This window comes from Chryseobacterium sp. 'Rf worker isolate 10', from assembly GCF_050753305.1.
In the GTDB taxonomy this organism is placed as follows: domain Bacteria; phylum Bacteroidota; class Bacteroidia; order Flavobacteriales; family Weeksellaceae; genus Chryseobacterium.
On record NZ_JBOZOF010000016.1, the window covers coordinates 1 to 307 of the forward strand.

General features: G+C 31.6%; 1 protein-coding gene. It reads right to left on the reverse strand.

Annotated features, from left to right (window positions below):
• The coding region (locus LKL37_RS23005) for a hypothetical protein (RefSeq protein ID WP_431612572.1) at positions 1–307 on the reverse strand (307 nt) is incomplete at both ends.

Below are 307 nucleotides of genomic sequence, written 5' to 3' on the forward strand. Positions count from 1 at the left end.
CTCCTGAGTCATCATATGAAAAACGAAGTATAGAACCAACTCTTTTCCAAACCATTTTATGTTTAGAAAAATCCTCCCAATAACTTATACTATCTTGAGTTTCAAACCACTGATTATTAGTTTTTTTTCTTGCTCCTTTATCTCCAGTCTGCTTTAATCTATCATATCCGAAATTTATAAGGTGCTGCTTAACTGCCGGATACTCTTCAATATTAATTTTTAGACTTGGGAATGTTGTAATGATATATAAACCTGCAAAATTATAAGAATATCGTTTAATATCACGTCCCCTTAATAAGGGTCGTAT